Source organism: Oerskovia enterophila (assembly GCF_044748475.1).
Classification (GTDB): domain Bacteria; phylum Actinomycetota; class Actinomycetes; order Actinomycetales; family Cellulomonadaceae; genus Oerskovia; species Oerskovia enterophila.
In genome coordinates, this window is sequence record NZ_JBIVFZ010000001.1 from 451,106 (window position 1) to 464,778 (window position 13,673).

A 13,673-nucleotide genomic window follows, 5' to 3' on the forward strand; every position below is an offset into this window, starting at 1 on the left:
GTGTGGCGCCGTCGGGCCGACCTGGCGGTACCCCCGCCTGCCTCGTCCGCTCGGGAGCGTGCGTTCCGTCGAGATGCGGCCAGCGGGGGTCGAAATGCGGTTTCCGGCCCCCATGAGCCGCATCTCGCGGGCGGAGACCGTGGGGGACCCGGATGCCCGAGGCGTGTGGCGCCGTCGGGCCGACCTGGCGGTACCCCCGCCTGCCTCGTCCGCTCGGGAGCGTGCGTTCCGTCGAGATGCGGCCAGCGGGGGTCGAAACGCGGATTCCGACCCCCACGAGCCGCATCTCGCGGGCGGCGACCGGAGGGGACCCGGACGCCTGAGGCGTGTGGCGCCGTCGGGCCGACGCGGCATGCCGCCCTGCCCGCTCCGCGCGGCGCCGCACCACCCACCCAGCCCCGCTCCGCCCCGCGCCGCCCACCCGCCCCCCAGCCCGCCGCGAACCGGGCACGGTAAGATCGGAGGCGGCCGCGACTGGCGAGGGTGGGAACGACCACCGGGGAGCGTCCGATCGACCTGTTGGTGCGTCGTCCGCCTGGGCGCCTGGGTGACCGGTATCTTCCCGCGACCCGCTGACGACCCACAGGAGCACTCCGATGTCCGCAAGTTCCCCTGCCTCCCCCGCCTCCGGCACCGTCCAGATCGCCGACGACGCCCAGCGTCCCGTGCGCCGCGCACTGCTGAGCGTCTACGACAAGACCGGCCTGGTCGAGCTCGCCACGGCTCTGCACGCCGCGGGCGTCGAGCTCGTCTCGACCGGCTCGACCGCGTCAACCGTCGCCGCCGCCGGCATCCCCGTGACCAAGGTCGAGGAGCTCACGGGCTTCCCCGAGTGCCTCGAGGGTCGCGTCAAGACGCTGCACCCGCGTGTGCACGCCGGGATCCTCGCGGACACCCGCAAGGCGGACCACCTCGAGCAGCTTGCTCAGCTCGAGATCGCACCGTTCGAGCTCGTGGTCGTCAACCTGTACCCGTTCGCGGACACGGTCGCGTCGGGCGCCGGTCCGGACGCCGTGATCGAGCAGATCGACATCGGCGGCCCCTCGATGGTCCGCGCCGCGGCGAAGAACCACCCGAGCGTGGCCGTCGTCGTCGACCCGGCCGCCTACGGCGACGTGATCGCCGCGGTCCAGGCGGGCGGCTTCACGTACGCGCAGCGCAAGCTCCTCGCGGCGCAGGCGTTCGTGCACACCGCGACCTACGACGTCGCGGTGGCGTCCTGGATGAGCAGCGTCGTCGCGCCCACGGACACGCTCCAGACCGAGGCGGGCCCGGTCTCGACCGGCTTCCCCGCATGGGTCGGCGCCACCTGGGACCGCTCCGACGTGCTGCGCTACGGCGAGAACCCGCACCAGCGCGCCGCGCTCTACACCAACGGGCACGGCGCCTCGGGCCTCGCGCAGGCGACCCAGCTCCACGGCAAGGCCATGAGCTACAACAACTACGTCGACGCGGACGCCGCGTGGCGCGCCGCGCACGACCACGGCGACGCCCCGACGGTCGCGATCATCAAGCACGCCAACCCGTGCGGCGTCGCGGTCGGCACCGACGTGGCAGACGCGCACGCCAAGGCGCACGCGACCGACCCGGTCTCCGCGTTCGGCGGGGTCATCGCGACCAACGCCGTGGTGACCGCGGCTGCGGCCGAGCAGATCGCTGGAGTCTTCACCGAGGTCGTCGTGGCCCCGGGCTACGAGCCCGAGGCGCTCGAGATCCTCTCGCGCAAGAAGAACATCCGTCTGCTCCAGGTCGACGGCGCCCCGAGCGCCGGCGTCGAGATCCGCCCCATCTCGGGTGGTCTGCTCATGCAGCAGGTCGACCGCCTGGACGCCGCGACCGAGAACGGTGGCGACAGCCCCGAGTCGTGGACCCTCGCGACGGGCGAGGCCGCCGACGCCGAGACGCTCGCGGACCTCGCTTTCGCGTGGCGTGCGGTGCGTGCCGCGAAGTCGAACGCGATCCTGCTCGCCAAGGGTGGAGCCGCGGTCGGCATCGGCATGGGCCAGGTCAACCGCGTCGACTCGTGCCGCCTGTCGGTCGAGCGCGCCAACACGCTCGGTGCCGAGGGCGAGGAGCGTGCGCGCGGCTCGGTCGCAGCGTCCGACGCGTTCTTCCCCTTCGCCGACGGCCTGCAGGTCCTGCTCGACGCGGGCGTCAAGGCCGTCGTGCAGCCCGGGGGCTCGGTCCGTGACGACGAGGTCATCGCGGCCGCGCAGGCCGCAGGCGTCACGCTGTACCTGACGGGCACGCGCCACTTCGCGCACTGACCCGTCCCGTTGACGACCACGCGGTCGTCGGGCCCTGACCGGGCGCGGCGACCGCGCGGCCGTGCAGCGACACCGCACCGTTCGACTCCCGGAGGGGCAGCTCGATCGCCCCACACCCCCAGGAGTCCGTCATGAGCACCCCCCTCACCGTCGTCGCTGCGCTGCGTTCGCCCCGGCTCCTGCGCACCGAGGTCCTGGGCGGCCTCGTCGTCGCGCTGGCCCTGATCCCCGAGGCGATCTCGTTCTCGATCATCGCGGGCGTGGACCCGCGCGTGGGGCTCTTCGCGTCGTTCACCATGGCGGTGTCCATCGCGTTCCTGGGCGGGCGCCCCGCGATGATCTCGGCCGCGACCGGGGCCGTGGCCCTCGTGATCGCGCCGGTGATGCGCGAGCACGGGTTCGACCACCTCGTCGCGACGGTCCTGCTCGCGGGGATGATCCAGATGGTGCTGGCCCTGCTCGGGGTCGTGAGGCTGCTGCGGTTCATCCCCCGCTCGGTCATGGTCGGGTTCGTCAACGCGCTCGCGATCCTCGTGGCGCTGGCCCAGCTCCCGCAGCTCGTCGCCGTCCCGTGGCTCGTCTACCCGCTGGTCGCGGCGGGGATCGCGATCATCGTCGGGCTCCCGCGATGGACGACGGTCGTCCCCGCCCCGCTGGTCGCGATCGTCGCCCTCACGGCCGCGGTGGTCCTGTCCGGGGCGCACGTCCCGACGGTCGGCGACCAGGGCGCGCTGCCCGACTCGTTGCCGTCGCTCTTCTGGCCCGACGTCCCCTGGACCCTCGAGACGCTGCGCACCATCGCGCCCTACGCGCTGGGCATGGCGCTCGTCGGGCTGCTCGAGTCGCTCATGACGGCCAAGCTCGTCGACGAGATCACCGACACGGGGTCGAGCAGGACGCGCGAGGCCTGGGGGCAGGGCGGTGCGAACATCGTCACGGGTCTCTTCGGCGGCATGGGTGGCTGCGCGATGATCGGGCAGACCATGATCAACGTCAAGGTCTCGGGCGCGCGCACCCGGTTGTCGACGTTCCTGGCCGGGGTCTTCCTCCTGGTGCTCGTCGTGGCCCTGGGCGACCTGGTGGCCCTCATCCCCATGGCAGCGCTCGTCGCGGTCATGCTCATGGTGTGCGTCGCGACGTTCGACTGGCACTCGGTCCGGCCCAGCACGCTGCGGCGCATGCCCTGGAGCGAGACGGCCGTCATGCTCGTCACGGTCGTCGTGACGGTCGTGACGCACAACCTCGCGTTCGGCGTGGTGAGCGGCGTCCTGGTCGCGATGATCGCGTTCGCGCGGAGGGTCGCGCACCTGACGCAGGTCACGAGCGAGGACGGGCCCGACGGCGAGCGCACCTACCGCGTGACGGGCGCCCTGTTCTTCGCGTCGTCGAACGACCTGGTGCACCAGTTCGCGTACGCGACCGACCCGGACGACGTCACGATCGACCTGAGCGGCGCGCACGTGTGGGACGCGTCGAGCGTCGCGACGCTCGACGCGGTCAGCACCAGGTACGCGTCGCTCGGCAAGAACCTGACCCTCGTGGGGCTCAACGAGGACAGCGCCCGGCGGCACGCGCGGCTCGGCGGTCGCCTGGGCTGAGAGCCTGGCACCTGCGGCCGCCGCTCCGTCAGACGACCGCGTCGCGCAGCCTGCGCGACGGGTCCGTCGCGACCTCGACGTCGACGTGCAGCGCCACGTCGCGGTTCATGAGCTTGCGCACCTGGCCCACCTCGCGCGGGGAGTCGACCACGAGGACCGCGCGCACGGTCGCGAGCCGGTGCCCTTCGGCGTTGGTGCGGTGCGCGCCCGCGACGGTCTCGAGGTACAGCGCGATCCAGCCCTCGTGGCCCGACCCGCCGCCGCTCGGGTCGCCGCGGTAGACGACCTCGTGGAAGGGCGAGGGTGTGCCGAACAGCGCGATGTCGTGCCCGAGCTGCTGCGAGAAGACGTACGGCGCGTGCTGGGGGACCGGGGCGAGCCCGAGCAGCTCGCGGACGGGCTGGGGCTCGGCGGGCATCTCGTCGACGCCCAGGAGGGCGCGGACGGTCGGTTCGGGGTCGTGCAGCGCGGCGGACCAGTGCCCGCCGGGCACGGGGCCGAACACCGCGTTGTCGCGCGTCGCGCAGTCCCCGACCGCGTACAGGCGCCGCAGCGCCTTGAGGGGCAGGTGCCCCGAGGTGCCCGACGGCGACGCGACGGTCGGGGGAGCCACCCGCCCCGCGCTGTTGACGCGGATCGAGCCGCGCGGGTCGAGCGGGAGCGTGCCCTTGAGCCATGCGGTCGCGGGGCGTGCGCCGACAGCCGCGAGCACGAGGTCGCCCTCGACCCGCGACCCGTCGGCGAGCACCACGGCCCGGGCTCCCACCTCGGTGACCTGCGCGCCGGTGAGGAGGCGCGCGCCGGCGTCGGCGTACCAGTGGACCAGGTGGGCGCCGACCTCGGCGCCGAGCTGTCGCTCGAGCGGGGTCTGCGCGGCCTCGAGCACCGTGACGTCGCAGCCGGCCTTCGCGGCGACCCCGGCGACCTCCGCGCCGATCCAGCCCGCGCCGATCGAGACCAGGCGCGTGCCGGGCGTGAGCCGCTCGCGCAGGCGCGCGGCGTCGTCGGCCGTGTGCAGCGTGAGCGCGGCCTCCCAGCCGGGCGGGCGCACGGGCTCGGAGCCCAGGGCGAGGACCGCGACGTCGGCCGTGACGCGCCGACCCGACCGGGTCGTGACCGCGACCTCCTCGGTGCCGGGCTCGAGGTCGACCGCCGGGTCGTCGAGCAGCAGCTCGTCGGCGAGCGTGCTGACGTCGACCCCGATCTCCCCGGTCAGCCAGGCGGGCCCGGGCCGGGACAGGAGCTCCTTGGACAAGGGTGGGCGGTCGTAGGGAGGGACTCCCTCCGCGCCGAGCAGCGTCACGCGCCCCGTGAAGCCGTGGGTCCGCAGCGCGGCGACGGTCTGCGCGCCGGCGAGGCCCGCGCCCACGACGACGACGGACCCGGCCGCAGGGCGCCGGGAGTGCGGCAGGACATCGGTGGTGACTGGTGAGGGCACGGTCACCACCGTAGTCGGCGGTAGGCTCGGAACCGTGAACTGGTGGGCAGCGTGAGCGACGTCACCGCGCGTGGGCGCGGACCGCACAACGACCCCTCGACGCAGCATCGGCCGGCCGCCGCCCCTGCGTGGCACCGTCTCGACGGTGCGCCCGAGGCGTCGGACGAGGAACGACCGCTCCCCGTCGGGCCGCTCGCGGGCATCCCCCGGGTGAGCGCCGGGAACGGTGCGGGGGGAGTGCAGCCTGCGGAGCAGACGACCGTGGTCGTCACGCCGGCGCCCCAGAGAAACCTGGCGATGTGGCTCGTGTTCGCGGGCGTCCTGCTCGCGGTCGCGGTGACGCTGCTGGCCGGCGCCCGGGCAGGGGTCTTCGTCATCGTCGGGATCCTGGTCGTCGGTGCGGGGGTCCGCGCGTTCCTGCCCGGCCCCGGACCCGTGGGGCTGACGGTCCGCACCCGCTGGACCGACGTGATCATGTACCTCGCGACCGCCACCGTGATGGGTGCCCTCGCGGTCACGGTCCCCAACATCTGAGACGAGACGACGAGGCCCGGTCCGCTGCGGCGGACCGGGCCTCGTCGTGCGGGCGGTGGTTCGGGTCAGGCCTTGGGGGCCGTGCCGTCCTCGTCCGTCGAGTCCTTGCCGGTTCCGGCCTCGGGGACCTCGGTCTCGGTGACCTCGGTGACCTCGACCTCGGTGACCTCGACGGTCTCCACGGCCTCGGGAACCTCGACGGCGGGCGAGGCCGCCTCCTCGGCGACCACGGCGGCGGTCGCGGCGGGGGTGCCGGTCAGGTCGGTCTCCTCCTCGACCACGAAGACCTCGTCCTCGGCCAGGAGGTCGTCCTGGACCGGGGCGAAGGCGAACGCGCGGTAGAACAGGGCCGCGATGGCCGCGCCGACGAGCGGGGCGACGATGAAGAGCCAGAGCTGGCTCAGGGCCCACGAGTCGGAGAAGATCGCTGCTGCGATCGAGCGCGCCGGGTTGAGCGAACCGTTGGTGAACGGCGCAGCGATGAGGAGCAGGGCTGCGAGCGACAGGCCGATCGCGGTCGGTGCGAGCTTCGAGTTGGAGCGCTTGTCGGTGACGCCGAGGATCACGCCGACGAAGATGGCCGTGACGACGACCTCGACGAGGAACGCCGAGAACCACTCGAACGAGAACGCGCCGCCGGTGCTCGCCGCGAGGGGCGAGTGCTCGCCGAACCCGTTGGCCGTGCCGGAGATGAAGGCCTGCTTGGTCGCGTCGGCGATCACCTGGTTCTGCTGGAGGATCGGGAGCGCTGCGCTGGGGAGCGTCGCGAAGAGGATCAGCGAGGCGATGATGCCGCCGACGATCTGGGCGAGCCAGTAGGGGAGGACGTCGCGCCATGCGGTACGCCCACCGATCGCGGCGCCGAGCGTCACGGCCGGGTTGAAGTGCCCGCCCGACACGTGGCCCACGGCCGCGATCGCCGCGAGGAGCGCGATGCCGCCCGCGAGCGCGACCGGCAGGACCAGCCCGGCGCCCGTGAAGCGGCCGTAGAGCGCGACCCCGAGGATCGAGAGGACGAGGAAGAACGTACCGAAGGCTTCGGCGCCGAGCCGGGCGAGCAGGCTGGGCCCGACGACGACCGTCGCCTCTTCGACGACCACTGCGTCGGGTGCTGAAGTGTCCTGGGACATGATGTTCCTGTCTCGTGTGCGTGAGGAGTCCGGGAAGGCCGGACCTTCGGGATGAACAGCCGACGTCGGTGCAGAACCGGCATCTCGGTGGCATCCTGCCACCGATCTCTGGGAGTTCGCTGATGAGAACGTGACCAGTCTCACCTGCTGAACTCGAGTGCGCCAGAGGGCGGGCCGAAGGCGCGAGGGCGCGAACCGCCGTCGGGCAGGGGGCTGAGGCTCCCGGGGGCCCGCGCGCACCCCCGCGGGCCCGAGCGGAAAGTATCTTGATGTCGAGAAGTCGAGTACCCTGGTCGGCGGTCAGCATCGACGGTTCGCGCGCGGAGCCCCGGCACCCGCCGGGCGGCAGCGGGCGGCCTCAGGTTCCCCTCGCAGAGTTGGAGTTACCCCCGCATGGGCAAGATCAAGGTCGTCAATCCGGTCGTCGAGCTCGACGGTGACGAGATGACGCGCATCATCTGGCAGTTCATCAAGGACCGCCTCATCTACCCCTACCTCGACATCGACCTCAAGTACTACGACCTGTCGATCGAGAACCGCGACGCCACCGACGACCAGGTGACGATCGACGCCGCGAACGCGATCAAGCAGTACAACGTGGGCGTCAAGTGCGCGACCATCACCCCCGACGAGGCACGCGTCGAGGAGTTCGGCCTGAAGAAGATGTGGGTCTCCCCGAACGGGACCATCCGCAACATCCTCGGTGGCGTCGTCTTCCGCGAGCCCATCATCATCTCCAACATCCCGCGCCTGGTGCCGGGCTGGAACAAGCCGATCATCATCGGCCGTCACGCGCACGGCGACCAGTACAAGGCGACCAACTTCAAGGTCCCCGGTGCCGGCACCCTGACGCTCACCTACACGCCTGCCGACGGCTCCGAAGAGATCAAGACCGAGGTCGTCACGTACGGTGACGACGGCGGCGTGGCCATGGGCATGTACAACTTCAACGACTCGATCAAGGACTTCGCGCGCGCCTCGTTCGCGTACGGCCTGCAGCGGAACTACCCGGTGTACCTGTCGACCAAGAACACGATCCTCAAGGCCTACGACGGCCAGTTCAAGGACCTGTTCCAGGAGGTCTTCGACGCCGAGTTCGCCGAGGCGTTCGCCGAGAAGGGCCTCACGTACGAGCACCGCCTCATCGACGACATGGTCGCCTCGGCCATGAAGTGGGAGGGCGGCTACGTCTGGGCCTGCAAGAACTACGACGGCGACGTCCAGTCCGACACCGTCGCGCAGGGCTTCGGCTCGCTCGGCCTCATGACGTCGGTCCTCATGACCCCCGACGGCAAGACCGTCGAGGCCGAGGCCGCGCACGGCACCGTGACGCGTCACTACCGCCAGCACCAGCAGGGCAAGCCGACGTCGACCAACCCGATCGCGTCGATCTTCGCCTGGACCCGTGGCCTCATGCACCGCGGCAAGATCGACGGCACCCCCGAGGTCACGGCGTTCGCCGAGACGCTCGAGGACGTCGTCATCAAGACCGTCGAGTCCGGCAAGATGACCAAGGACCTCGCGCTCCTGGTCGGCCCGGACCAGGAATGGCTGACGACCGAGGACTTCCTCGCGGCGCTCGACGAGAACCTGGCCGCACGCCTGGCCTGATCCTCGTCCCCGCACGCCCGACGGCGCCGCTCACCTCCCGGGGTGAGCGGCGCCGTCGGGCGTTCGCGACGCCCGAGGAACGGGCAGCGCAGGGGCCCGGGACCGGCCCGCGCGTCCCGCGCGCAGGGCGCTCAGGGGTGTGACGGACGCCCCATCCGCAGGGCGTGCGAGTACCCCTGGGGAGCGCCCGGACGTTGTGACAGAGTGTGGACATGACAACTCCCGTGAACGTGACCGTGACCGGAGCCGCTGGTCAGATCGGTTACGCCCTGCTGTTCCGCATCGCCGCAGGCCAGCTCCTCGGACCGGACGTGCCCGTCCGCCTGCGACTCCTCGAGATCCCCCAGGGGGTGAAGGCCGCAGAAGGCACCGCGATGGAGCTCGACGACTGCGCCTTCCCGCTGCTCGCCGGGATCGACATCTTCGACGACCCGCGCGCCGGTTTCGAGGGGGCCAACGTCGGCCTGCTCGTGGGTGCGCGTCCCCGCGGTCCGGGCATGGAGCGCGGTGACCTCCTCGAGGCGAACGGTGGCATCTTCAAGCCCCAGGGCGAGGCGATCAACGCCGGTGCGGCCGACGACATCCGCGTGCTCGTCGTCGGGAACCCGGCGAACACCAACGCGCTCATCGCGGCGTCGAACGCGCCCGACGTGCCGAAGGACCGCTTCACGGCCATGACGCGGCTCGACCACAACCGGGCGCTGACGCAGGTCGCCAAGCGCGCGGGCGTGCCCGTCGCCGAGGTCCGTAAGGTCAGCATCTGGGGCAACCACTCGGCCACGCAGTACCCGGACATCTTCCATGCCGACGTCGCGGGCCGCCCGGGCGCCGAGCTCGCAGCCGACTCCGCCTGGCTCACGGGCGAGTTCATCCCGACCGTCGCCAAGCGCGGCGCCGCGATCATTGACGCGCGGGGCGCGTCGTCGGCCGCCTCGGCCGCGAACGCCGCGATCGACCACGTGTTCGACTGGGTCAACGGCACGCCCGAGGGCGACTGGACGAGCGCGGGCATCGTGTCCGACGGGTCGTACGGCGTCCCCGAGGGCCTCATGGCTTCGTTCCCCGTGGTCTCGCGGGGCGGGACGTGGGAGATCGTCCAGGGGCTCGAGATCTCGGACTTCTCGCGCGAGCGGATCGACGCCTCGGTCGCCGAGCTCGTCGAGGAGCGCGACGCGGTGCGGGGCCTCGGCCTCATCTGAGCGACGAGGGTCGGCGCCCGGGAGCACCGGGCGTCGGCTCTCTGCGCGGCGGGTCCCTGCTGGCCGGTCCGGCGGGTCCGTGGGGCCGGAAAATGCCTGCGTGCACGTCGTACCCCCGCCATAGGATCGGCTGGCCATGACCGATGCACCCACCGGCTCTCCGACCGGCCCAGACCCCGCTCCTTCCTCCCTCTCCGTCACCTCGACGGACCCCGCCCGCCGCCTGGACTGGCGGCGGCTGCGCGGGCCGCAGGCCGTCTTCGCGCTCGCCGCGCTGACCGTCGGGGCGGTCGGCGCTGCGTTCGGCACGGTCGTCGCAGGATGGCTCGCAGCGGACCCGACGACGGCCACGCTCCAGCTCCTGGCCGTGTGCATCGTCAGCGCGGCGCTGCTCGACACGATCGGCCAGGTCGTCTGGGCCGGGGTCGTGGACCGGGCCGAGGGCCGACTGCGCGGCGACCTGCTCGCCGCGGCGCTGCACCAGCCGCTCGCCACGCTCACCGAGCAGGCCGTGGGCGAGGTGCTCGACCGGGTCGACGACGACACCCACGCGGTCGGCACGCTCGTGCGCCGCCAGGCCTGGGGAGCGGGCCGCACGCTCGTCGGCGTGATTCCCATGTGGATCGTCGCCGGGTTGACCTGGTGGCCCGCCTGGATCCTCTTCCCCGTGCTCGGACTGGTCGCCGCGCTGATCGTGCGCCCCATGCTCGGCGAGATCGCGCGCCGCAAGGTGGTCGAGGAAGCGGCCTGGACGGACCATGCGGCCGTGTTCGAGGAGGCGGTCGCGGCACGCGACGACCTGCGCACGAGCCTGGGCCAGTCGTTCGCGGTGCGACGGCTCGCCGAGCGGTCGGCCCAGGTCCACCGACGCTTCGAGGCGGTCCTGTCGGTCGAGTCGCGCATGCTCCGCCGGGCCGGGCTCGTGCTCGCGTCGCTGCTCGCGGGCGTGGCCGTCGCGGGGGCCGCGCTCGCCGCGGACGGCGAGCTGGGCGTCGACCGGCTCGTCACCCTGTTCCTGGTCACCTCGATGTTCGTGGGTCAGACCGACAACCTGGTCCACCACCTCCCGGACATCCAGGAGGGGCTCGGGGCGCTCACGCGCATCCGCCAGATGCTCTCGGTCCCGCCCGAGCCGGCGGGCGGGCGCCCCGTCCCGGACGGGCCCGTAGGCATCGAGCTCCGGGACCTGCACTTCTCGTACGCCGAGGGCACCTTCGCCCTGGCCGGCGTGAGCCTGCACGTGCCCGCGGGCGCGACCGTGGCGCTCGTGGGCCGCACGGGCTCGGGCAAGTCGACGCTCGCGTCGCTGCTGTCGCGGGCGGTCGAGCCGCCCCGGGGCGCGGTGCTCCTCGGCGGCGTGGACGTGCGAGACCTCGACCTGCAGGCGCTGCGCGCCGCGGTCGGGGTCGTGACCCAGCGGACCGAGATCCTCGCGGGCACGCTCGCGGAGAACGTCGCGCTCTTCGCCGACGTGCCGCGGTCGGCCATCGAGGACGCGGTGCGCGAGCTGCGTCTCGACGAGTGGGTCGCCGGCCTGCCGGACGGTCTGGACACGTTGCTCGGACCGGGCGGGACGTCGCTGTCGGCGGGCGAGGAGCAGCTCGTCGCGTTCGCCCGCCTGCTCGTGCGGGACGTCCAGGTCGTGGTCCTCGACGAGGCCACGGCACGCATGGACCCCCTGACCGAGGCCCGCGTCGTGTCGGCGTCGGAGCGGTTGCTCGCGGGGCGCACGGGCGTGCTCGTCGCGCACCGGCTCACGACGATCGAGCGCGCCGGACTGATCGCGGTGCTCGACCGGGGTCGCGTCGTCCAGCAGGGTGTGCGGGCCACGCTCGCGCGCGTCGCGGGCCCCTATCGCGACCTGCTGGAGGCGAGCGTCGCGCAGGGGGGCTCACCGGACGTCGCGCTCGTCGACCGGGGGAGCGAGGGTCGCGAGGACGCTGGGGCCGTCGGGCTCGCCCCTGCCGGCGCGGACGGCGAGGTGGTCTCGGCCGTGGTCGAGGCGGTCGCCGAGACGTCCGGGGCGGACGGGGTGCCCGGCTCGTCGGACGAGGCCGTCGGCGGCCGGCGTCGGCGCGGCGTCCCGCCGACCCTGGCGGACCCGGGCGAAGGCCCCAGCCTCGCGCGCGGCGTGCTGCACGCGCTGTTCGTGCGGCCGGCGTGGGGTGTCGTGGGAGCCGTGCTGTTCCTGGTGGCGAGCCTCGTGTCGGCGCAGGGGGCAGTGACCGGCTTCCTCTGGGGCCACGCGGTCCAGGGGCTCGACGAGGGCTTCCCCGCGGCGCTGCTCGTCCCGTTCGCGGTGCTCCTGGTGGTCGCGCCCCTGTGCCTCGCACGGGCCCTGTACGTCTACCCCCGCTGGTGGATCGAGGTCCTGCTGCGAGTGCGCATGTCGGTCATGACGGGCCAGACGCGCCAGCACCGGCTCTCGGCCACACCCCCGGGCGAGGTCGTGGCGCGCGCCATGGACGCCGACCGGTTCGTGCGGTACGCCGACCGCTGGGTGGACCTCGTCAACGGCCTCGTCATCGCCGGTGTCACGGCGCTGCTGAGCCGGTCGTGGCTCGCCGGGGCCGTGCTGCTCGCGGTCATGGTCGTCTCGGCCGCCGCGTCGACGCTCGGGCGTCCCATCGCGGGCCGCTCGGCGACGCGATCGTCGGCCGCGCGCGCCCGGTTCGGGCGGGCCCTGGTCTCGGCGCTCGACTCGGCGCGCTCGGTCAAGCTCGCCGCCCGGACGCCCCAGGTGCACGCGCACCTGCACGAGGTCGACGCGGGCCGCGTGCGCGCAGCGGTCTTCGAGCACCGCGTGCAGGCCGCGCTCGACGGCGTGCCGCTCGTCATGATCCAGCTCGGCGTCGTCGCGGCCTGGGCCGGGCTCCTCACCGGGACGTGGGACCTCGCGACCGCGCTCCTGGTCGCGAACGCGGTCAACGGCTTCGGCTGGTTCGGGGTCGTCGCCGGGGCGGTCGTGACGGAGGCTCCCGGGACTCGTTCGTGGCAGCGTGCGACGAGCCGCTTCGCGGCCGGGGCGGACCTCATGGACCTGCCTCGCGGGGTCGACCTCCTCACGGGCGAGGCGCCCACGCCCGCCCCGGGCCCGCGTCAGGCGCTCGAGCTCCTGGAGCTCGCGGGGGTGAGCGCGCTGCACGACGACGGCACGATCGGCGTGCACGGCGTCGACCTGAGCGTGGAGCGCGGCGAGCTCGTCCTCCTGCTCGGCCAGGTCGGGTCGGGCAAGTCGAGCCTGCTCGCGGCGCTCGCGGGGCTCATGGAGCACACGGGCGACATCCGGTGGAACGGGACGGACGTCGAGGACGCCCAGACCTTCCTGCGCCCGGGGCAGGTCGCGCACGTCGCGCAGGTCCCGCGCGTCCTGTCGGGGACGTTCGCGGACAACGTGCGGCTCGGGCACGAGCGCGAGGTCCACGGCCCGGTCGCGGCCGCGCGCCTCGAACGCGACGTGGTCGAGGCGGGCGGTCACGAGGCGCTCGTGGGGCACCGAGGGGTCCGTCTCTCGGGCGGCCAGGTGCAGCGGCTCGCGCTCGCCCGCGCGCTCGCGACCGACGCGGAGCTGCTCCTGGCCGACGACGTGTCGAGCGCTCTCGACGCCGCGACGGAGATCGAGCTGTGGTCGTCGCTCCGTGAGCGGGGGACCACGGTGATCGGTTCGACCTCGAAGCGTGCGGCGCTGGCCCGCGCGGACCGCGTCGTGGTGCTCCACGAGGGTGCCGTCGCGGAGGTCGGGCCCTGGAGCGACCTGGCGCCACGCTGGAGCCACCTCGCGGGCTGACGTCATCGAGAACCGTGGCCCGGCCGGGCAGCGATCACGCTTCCGGGCCGGGCTTCGTGCTGTCCAGGGTCGTCCCCGTCGTGGAGGCCACGGGTTCGGCGTGCCGACA

8 protein-coding genes and 1 riboswitch are annotated in these 13,673 nt (G+C 73.2%); of the genes, 6 read left to right on the forward strand and 2 right to left on the reverse strand.

Translation table 11 applies throughout. The features are described 5' to 3' along the window. The first annotated feature begins 460 nt into the window (after positions 1 to 460). Positions 461 to 548, forward strand: a riboswitch (ZMP/ZTP riboswitch). Between the two features lie 48 nt (positions 549 to 596). Both purH and ACIPWA_RS01985 read left to right on the forward strand, forming a co-directional pair. Then, complete coding sequence (gene purH, locus ACIPWA_RS01980) at positions 597 to 2,267, forward strand: bifunctional phosphoribosylaminoimidazolecarboxamide formyltransferase/IMP cyclohydrolase (protein ID WP_400287870.1); 1,671 nt, start codon at positions 597 to 599, stop codon at positions 2,265 to 2,267. Positions 2,268 to 2,398: 131 nt separating this feature from the next. Then, positions 2,399 to 3,865, forward strand: coding sequence for a SulP family inorganic anion transporter (locus ACIPWA_RS01985; protein ID WP_400287871.1), 1,467 nt, complete (start codon positions 2,399 to 2,401; stop codon positions 3,863 to 3,865). Between the two features lie 28 nt (positions 3,866 to 3,893). Here ACIPWA_RS01985 and ACIPWA_RS01990 read toward each other — a convergent pair whose 3' ends face one another. After that, the gene (locus ACIPWA_RS01990; protein ID WP_400287872.1) at positions 3,894 to 5,303 is read right to left on the reverse strand and encodes an NAD(P)/FAD-dependent oxidoreductase; all 1,410 of its coding nucleotides are present in this window, start codon (positions 5,301 to 5,303) and stop codon (positions 3,894 to 3,896) included. Positions 5,304 to 5,354: 51 nt separating this feature from the next. Here ACIPWA_RS01990 and ACIPWA_RS01995 point away from each other — a divergent pair, with 51 nt between their 5' ends. Then, positions 5,355 to 5,837 (forward strand): DUF3017 domain-containing protein, encoded by a 483-nt coding sequence (locus ACIPWA_RS01995; protein ID WP_400287873.1) that lies wholly within the window; start codon positions 5,355 to 5,357, stop codon positions 5,835 to 5,837. A 65-nt stretch (positions 5,838 to 5,902) separates the two neighbouring features. Here the strand turns inward: ACIPWA_RS01995 and ACIPWA_RS02000 are convergent, their stop codons facing one another. Beyond that, positions 5,903 to 6,967, reverse strand: a complete 1,065-nt coding sequence (locus tag ACIPWA_RS02000) for an aquaporin (RefSeq protein WP_400287874.1) — start codon at positions 6,965 to 6,967, stop codon at positions 5,903 to 5,905. Between the two features lie 393 nt (positions 6,968 to 7,360). Between ACIPWA_RS02000 and ACIPWA_RS02005 the strand changes: the two genes are divergently transcribed. The 3 genes from ACIPWA_RS02005 (at position 7,361) to ACIPWA_RS02015 (ending at position 13,564) form a co-directional block, all read left to right on the forward strand. After that, complete coding sequence (locus ACIPWA_RS02005) at positions 7,361 to 8,578, forward strand: NADP-dependent isocitrate dehydrogenase (RefSeq protein ID WP_400287875.1); 1,218 nt, start codon at positions 7,361 to 7,363, stop codon at positions 8,576 to 8,578. 212 nt (positions 8,579 to 8,790) lie between these two features. Further along, positions 8,791 to 9,777 carry a malate dehydrogenase gene (locus tag ACIPWA_RS02010; RefSeq protein ID WP_400287876.1) on the forward strand — a complete coding sequence of 329 codons (987 nt, stop codon included), beginning with the start codon at positions 8,791 to 8,793 and terminating at the stop codon, positions 9,775 to 9,777. A 136-nt stretch (positions 9,778 to 9,913) separates the two neighbouring features. Beyond that, positions 9,914 to 13,564, forward strand: coding sequence for an ATP-binding cassette domain-containing protein (locus tag ACIPWA_RS02015; protein ID WP_400287877.1), 3,651 nt, complete (start codon positions 9,914 to 9,916; stop codon positions 13,562 to 13,564). Positions 13,565 to 13,673: the final 109 nt, after the last annotated feature.